Origin of the sequence: Pseudomonas sp. W22_MBD1_FP4, from assembly GCF_052113765.1 — a bacterium.
Lineage (GTDB): Bacteria > Pseudomonadota > Gammaproteobacteria > Pseudomonadales > Pseudomonadaceae > Aquipseudomonas > Aquipseudomonas sivasensis.
In genome coordinates, this window is the sequence record NZ_JBGQOI010000026.1 from 88,424 (window position 1) to 94,917 (window position 6,494).

At 60.1% G+C, this 6,494-nt stretch carries 6 protein-coding genes; 5 read left to right on the plus strand and 1 reads right to left on the minus strand.

Annotation, left to right across the window (positions count from 1 at the left end; all coding sequences use genetic code 11):
- The first annotated feature begins 92 nt into the window (after positions 1-92).
- Both ACEN2T_RS26075 and ptsP read left to right on the plus strand, forming a co-directional pair.
- Positions 93-572 (plus strand): RNA pyrophosphohydrolase, encoded by a 480-nt coding sequence (locus ACEN2T_RS26075; protein ID WP_003176750.1) that lies wholly within the window; start codon positions 93-95, stop codon positions 570-572.
- Positions 573-594: 22 nt separating this feature from the next.
- Complete coding sequence (ptsP, locus tag ACEN2T_RS26080) at positions 595-2,874, plus strand: phosphoenolpyruvate--protein phosphotransferase (RefSeq protein ID WP_032884201.1); 2,280 nt, start codon at positions 595-597, stop codon at positions 2,872-2,874.
- Between the two features lie 126 nt (positions 2,875-3,000).
- On the opposite strand, the gene ACEN2T_RS26085 is transcribed toward ptsP, so the two are convergent.
- Positions 3,001-3,747 carry an NRDE family protein gene (locus tag ACEN2T_RS26085; RefSeq protein ID WP_099601711.1) on the minus strand — a complete coding sequence of 249 codons (747 nt, stop codon included), beginning with the start codon at positions 3,745-3,747 and terminating at the stop codon, positions 3,001-3,003.
- Between the two features lie 121 nt (positions 3,748-3,868).
- On the opposite strand from ACEN2T_RS26085, the gene ACEN2T_RS26090 reads away from it, so the two are divergent.
- From ACEN2T_RS26090 to ACEN2T_RS26100, 3 genes are all read left to right on the plus strand, one after another.
- Positions 3,869-4,651: a sulfite exporter TauE/SafE family protein gene (locus tag ACEN2T_RS26090; protein WP_032884198.1), complete on the plus strand. Its 783-nt coding sequence runs from the start codon at positions 3,869-3,871 to the stop codon at positions 4,649-4,651.
- Between the two features lie 65 nt (positions 4,652-4,716).
- On the plus strand, positions 4,717-5,529 hold the full coding sequence (gene lgt / locus ACEN2T_RS26095; RefSeq protein WP_032884196.1) for a prolipoprotein diacylglyceryl transferase: 813 nt from the start codon (positions 4,717-4,719) through the stop codon (positions 5,527-5,529).
- A gap of 55 nt (positions 5,530-5,584) precedes the next feature.
- Complete coding sequence (locus tag ACEN2T_RS26100) at positions 5,585-6,418, plus strand: thymidylate synthase (RefSeq protein WP_015886389.1); 834 nt, start codon at positions 5,585-5,587, stop codon at positions 6,416-6,418.
- Positions 6,419-6,494: the final 76 nt, after the last annotated feature.

The window sequence follows — 6,494 nt, forward strand, 5'->3', positions numbered from 1 at the left end:
TCACAAGAGTGCACATAAGCTAAGAAGCCTCGTTGCCGCTTGCGCAACCTTTGTGGAACAATGCGGCGACATGCGTTTGCGAGGTTGTTGCCGTGATCGACCCCGATGGTTTCCGTCCTAATGTCGGGATTATTCTTACGAATGATGCCGGACAGGTGCTATGGGCTCGCCGAATCAACCAAGATGCCTGGCAGTTTCCTCAAGGCGGAATCAACCCCGACGAAACCCCTGAAGACGCCTTGTACCGTGAGTTGAACGAAGAAGTCGGCCTTGAGCGCGAAGATGTGCAGATTCTGGCCTGTACCCGTGGCTGGTTGCGCTATCGTTTGCCGCAACGCCTGGTGCGTACCCACAGCCAACCGCTGTGCATCGGCCAGAAGCAGAAATGGTTTCTCCTGCGCCTGATCTCCAACGAGCAGCGGGTGCGGATGGATTTGACCGGTAAACCGGAGTTCGATGGCTGGCGTTGGGTCAGCTATTGGTACCCGTTGGGCCAGGTGGTGACATTCAAGCGCGAGGTTTATCGTCGCGCTCTCAAAGAGCTTGCCCCGCGCCTTTTAGCGCGCGACTGACGACGGAGTTCGACCCCGAGCCATGCTCAATACGCTGCGCAAGATCGTCCAGGAAGTTAACTCCGCCAAGGATCTCAAGGCGGCGTTGGGGATTATTGTGTTGCGCGTCAAGGAAGCCATGGGCAGCCAGGTCTGCTCGGTTTACCTGCTGGACCCAGAGACCAACCGTTTTGTGCTGATGGCCACGGAGGGCTTGAACAAGCGCTCCATCGGCAAAGTCAGCATGGCGCCCAATGAAGGTCTGGTGGGCCTGGTGGGGACGCGTGAAGAACCCCTCAACCTTGAAAACGCGGCCGATCACCCGCGTTATCGCTACTTTGCCGAAACCGGCGAAGAGCGCTACGCGTCATTCCTCGGCGCACCGATCATTCACCACCGCCGCGTTGTCGGCGTGTTGGTCATCCAGCAAAAAGAACGCCGCCAGTTCGACGAAGGTGAAGAAGCCTTCCTCGTGACCATGAGCGCGCAGCTCGCCGGGGTTATTGCCCACGCCGAGGCCACGGGTTCGATTCGCGGCCTGGGCCGTCAGGGCAAGGGCATCCAGGAAGCCAAGTTCGTCGGCGTACCGGGTTCGCCGGGTGCTGCCGTCGGTACGGCGGTGGTCATGCTGCCACCGGCCGACCTCGATGTAGTGCCGGACAAGACCGTCAACGACATCGACGCCGAAATCAAACTGTTCAAGACCGCTCTGGAAGGCGTGCGCGCCGACATGCGCAACCTGTCGACCAAGCTGGCCACCCAGCTGCGCCCTGAAGAACGTGCGCTGTTCGACGTTTACCAGATGATGCTCGACGACGCGTCCCTCGGGAACGAAGTCAAAACCGTGATCAAGACCGGTCAATGGGCCCAGGGCGCACTGCGCCAAGTGGTCACTGATCACGTCAACCGTTTCGAATTGATGGACGACGCCTACCTGCGCGAGCGTGCCTCGGATGTGCGCGACCTGGGTCGCCGTCTGCTGGCTTACCTGCAGGAAGACCGTACCACCAACCTGGTCTACCCCGACAACACCATCCTGATCAGTGAAGAACTGACCGCCACCATGCTCGGCGAAGTGCCGGAAGGCAAACTGGTGGGCTTGGTCTCGGTTCTCGGTTCGGGTAACTCCCACGTCGCGATCCTGGCCCGCGCCATGGGCATTCCGACGGTGATGGGCCTGGTGGACCTGCCGTACTCCAAGGTCGACGGCATCGACATGATCGTCGATGGCCATCGTGGTGAAGTCTTCACCAACCCCAGCGACGTGCTGCGCAAGCAATACGCCGAAGTGGTGGAAGAAGAGAAACAACTGGCGCTGGGCCTGGATTCATTGCGCGAGTTGCCGTGCGTGACCACTGATGGTCACCGCGTACCGCTGTTGGTGAATACCGGACTGCTGGCCGACGTGGCCCGGGCGCAGCAGCGCGGCGCCGAGGGCGTGGGGCTGTACCGCACCGAAGTGCCGTTCATGATCAACCAGCGTTTCCCGAGTGAGAAGGAGCAGCTGGCGATTTATCGCGAGCAACTGCAAGCCTTCCACCCGTTGCCGGTGACCATGCGCAGCCTGGACATTGGCGGCGACAAGTCACTGTCGTATTTCCCGATCAAGGAAGACAACCCCTTCCTCGGCTGGCGCGGGATTCGCGTCACGCTCGACCACCCGGAAATTTTCCTCGTACAGACTCGCGCCATGCTTAAGGCCAGCGAAGGCCTGAACAACCTGCGCATCCTGTTGCCGATGATCTCCGGCACTCATGAGCTGGAGGAGGCGCTCCATTTGATCCACCGCGCCTGGGGTGAGGTGCGCGACGAAGGCGCTGACGTGCCGATGCCGCCGATTGGCGTCATGATCGAAATTCCAGCGGCGGTGTACCAGGCCAAAGAACTGGCGCGGCAGGTGGACTTCCTGTCGGTCGGCTCCAACGACCTGACCCAATACCTGCTGGCCGTGGACCGCAACAACCCACGGGTAGCCGATCTCTACGACTATCTGCACCCGGCGGTGCTGCAAGCGCTGCAACACGTAGTGCGCGACGCCCATGCCGAAGGCAAACCGGTGAGCATCTGCGGTGAAATGGCTGGTGATCCGGCGGCGGCGGTGCTGTTGATGGCGATGGGCTTTGACAGCCTGTCGATGAACGCCACCAACTTGCCGAAGGTGAAGTGGATGTTGCGCCAAGTCGAGCTGAGTATGGCCAAGGATCTGCTGGCGGAGTTGATGACCATCGACAACCCGCAAGTTATCCACAGCTCGCTGCAATTGGCGCTGAAGAACCTTGGGCTGACACGGATGATCAATCCGGCCTCTGCCAAGACCCTCTAACGCCTGGCGCCGATCAAAAATGTGGGAGGGGGCTTGCTCCCGATGGCGGTGTGTCAGTACCAGATATTCTGACTGACACACTGCCATCGGGAGCAAGCCCCATCCCACGTTGGTTTTGTGGTGTGTCTAGAGCGTGAGTTCGACTTCGCCGAGTCGGCCACCATGGGGCCCAAAACTACGCTCCACCATCCGCCGCGTGCCATCGGCATTTACAATCAGCGCCGTACTCGCCCGTGTCCCATAACTTGGGCTGGCGATAAATACGCTCGATAACAGGCTTTCAGTCGCCAACCCCACGCCGGTATCCGGCAACTCAGCAAAGGGCGCGATCTGCGGATCGCTCAGAATCTCCAGTAGCGCTTCGGGTTGCGGATTGTTCAGCAACTCACTCAGCGCGGCTTTGGCCTTAAGCAGTTTCGGCCAAGGCGTATCCAGCCCTGCGTTGGATAACCCGTACACGCCCGCTTTCAACTGCGTGGGCTCGGTGTGATTGGCGTTGTAATGCCACAACTCATCCCGCGTGCCCACCAGCAGGTTAAACCCGGCGTATTCAATCGATCGGCCGTTAACGTCGGCCAAGTAGTCGTCAATGGGCAGTGAACCACTGAGGAACCGCGCGACCAGTTCGCCGCGTGACTTTCGTGCCGGCGGTTGGTGGGGATCACGGATATTGGTCAGGGCAGCAAATCGCCCATCGGCATTCACGCCAAGCCAAGTGCCGCCTGCTTCCTGATCGCGACCGGCGTAGATTTCGGGCGCGTCCGGCCACTGGGCCAGCGGCAGACTGGGGCGGGCATAGAACTCGTCACGGTTGGCCGCGACGATCAGCGGTTGGGCGTGGCCCGGCCGCCAGGCGAAAACAATCAGGCACATCAGGCGATTCCCTTTTGTGTTTTTTGCCACTCTACCCACACCGGCAGCGGTGTTCCATCGTATCCAGTTGGGCCGCATGCCTTCCATCCGTTAACATGCCGGACTTGATTCGGGGGCTCCCATGGAATTTCTGCTGTATTTGCTGCTGGGCGCCTGTGCGGGTGTACTCGCCGGGCTGTTTGGCGTGGGCGGCGGGATCATTATCGTGCCGGTGCTGGTGTTCAGCTTCACCTTGCAGGGCTTCGACCCGCAGGTGCTGACTCACTTGGCCGTAGGCACATCCTTGGCGACGATCATCTTTACCTCGGTCAATGCCGTGCGTGAGCACCACCGACGTGGCGCGGTGCGTTGGCCGATCTTTGTGTGGATGACCGTGGGCATCCTGATCGGTGCAGGTTTCGGTGCGCTGACCGCCGAGGCGATTTCCGGTCCGCATTTGCAGAAGATCATTGGCGTGTTCGCGCTGATCATCGCCGTGCAACTGGCCCTGGAGGTTAAGCCCAAGGCCAGTCGAACGGTGCCAGGCAAGGTCGGCCTGACCCTGGCCGGTACGGTGATTGGCTGGGCTTCGGCCATTTTCGGCATCGGCGGCGGCTCGCTGACCGTGCCGTTTTTGACCTGGCGCAGCGTGCCGATGCAACAGGCGGTGGCCACCTCGTCCGCCTGTGGCCTGCCGATTGCCCTGGCCAGTGCATTAAGTTTCATGATTCTGGGCTGGCATGACCCGCTGTTGCCCGCTCATAGTCTAGGGTTCGTGTATTTACCGGCGCTGCTGGGCATTGCCCTGACCAGTATGGTGTTTGCCCGCTTTGGCGCACGCCTGGCGCATCGGTTGTCGCCGCGGTTGCTCAAGCGGTTGTTCGCCGGCTTGCTGTTTTGCGTGGGCTTAAACTTTTTGCTGTAACGCAGACTTAATCGCGCCCGGGCATGGTCCGGTCGCCATAACGCATGATTTAACGAGGAGTCGCAATGCTGCCTTACCCGCAGATCGACCCGGTGGCTCTGGCCATCGGTCCGCTGAAAATCCACTGGTACGGGTTGATGTACCTGATCGGCATCGGCGGCGCCTGGCTGCTGGCCTCCCGCCGCCTGAACCGTTTCGACCCGACCTGGACCAAGGAGAAACTCTCCGACATGGTCTTCTGGCTGTCGATGGGGGTCATCGTCGGCGGGCGTCTGGGGTATGTGCTGTTCTACGATCTGTCCGCCTACATCGCCAATCCGACACTGATTTTCGAAGTGTGGAAGGGCGGCATGGCGTTCCACGGCGGGTTTATCGGCGTAATGATTGCTGCCTGGTGGTTCGGCCGCCGCAATGGCAAGTCGTTCTTCCAACTGATGGACTTCGTTGCGCCGTTGGTGCCGATTGGTCTGGGCGCCGGGCGTATCGGTAACTTCATCAACGCCGAGCTCTGGGGCAAGCCGACCGACGTGCCGTGGGCCATGGTGTTCCCGCCGTTCAGCGACCCGGCACAACTGCCGCGCCATCCGTCGCAGCTATACCAGTTCGCACTGGAAGGTGTGGCACTGTTCCTCATTCTGTACATCTTCTCGCGCAAACCGCGCCCGACCATGGCCGTTTCCGGCATGTTCGCGCTGTTTTACGGCATCTTCCGTTTCATCGTCGAATTCGTACGTGTGCCGGATGCGCAATTGGGCTACCTCGCGTGGGGCTGGCTGACCATGGGTCAGGTGTTGAGCATCCCAATGATCCTCGTGGGTCTGGGCCTGCTGTGGTGGGCGTACAATCGCCCGCAGCCGCTGAAGAACACCGCGCTTTAAATTCGAATGCCGGGGCCTGCGTGCGGGCTCCGGCTTCAACGATACGGGTACTTACATGAAGCAATATCTCGAACTACTGAACGACGTCGTGACCAATGGCCTGACCAAGGGCGATCGCACCGGCACCGGCACCAAGGCCGTGTTCGCCCGTCAGTATCGGCATAACTTGGCCGACGGCTTCCCGCTGCTGACCACCAAGAAGCTTCACTTCAAAAGCATCGCCAATGAGCTGATCTGGATGTTGAGCGGCAACACCAATATCAAGTGGCTTAACGAAAACGGCGTGAAGATTTGGGACGAATGGGCCACCGAAGACGGCGACCTGGGCCCGGTCTACGGCGAGCAGTGGACTGCCTGGCCGACCAAAGACGGCGGCACGATCAACCAGATCGACTACATGGTGCACACGCTCAAGACCAACCCCAACAGCCGTCGCATTCTGTTCCACGGCTGGAACGTCGAATACCTGCCGGACGAAACCAAGAGCCCACAGGAAAACGCGCGCAACGGCAAACAAGCCCTGCCACCGTGCCACCTGCTGTACCAGGCGTTCGTGCATGACGGCCATCTCTCGATGCAGTTGTACATCCGCAGCTCCGACGTATTCCTTGGTCTGCCGTACAACACCGCTGCCCTGGCGTTGCTCACCCATATGTTGGCCCAACAGTGCGACTTGATCCCTCACGAGATCATCGTCACCACTGGCGATACCCATGCCTACAGCAACCATATGGAACAGATCCGGACCCAACTGGCGCGTACGCCGAAGAAGCTGCCGGAGTTGGTGATCAAGCGTAAGCCGGCGTCGATCTACGATTACAAGTTCGAAGATTTTGAGATTGTGGGCTATGACGCTGATCCAAGCATCAAGGCCGATGTCGCTATCTAGCGTCTGACGCCGTCCAATGTGGGAGGGGGCTTGCCCCCGATTGCGGTGGGTCAGTCACCCAATACTTAACTGACCC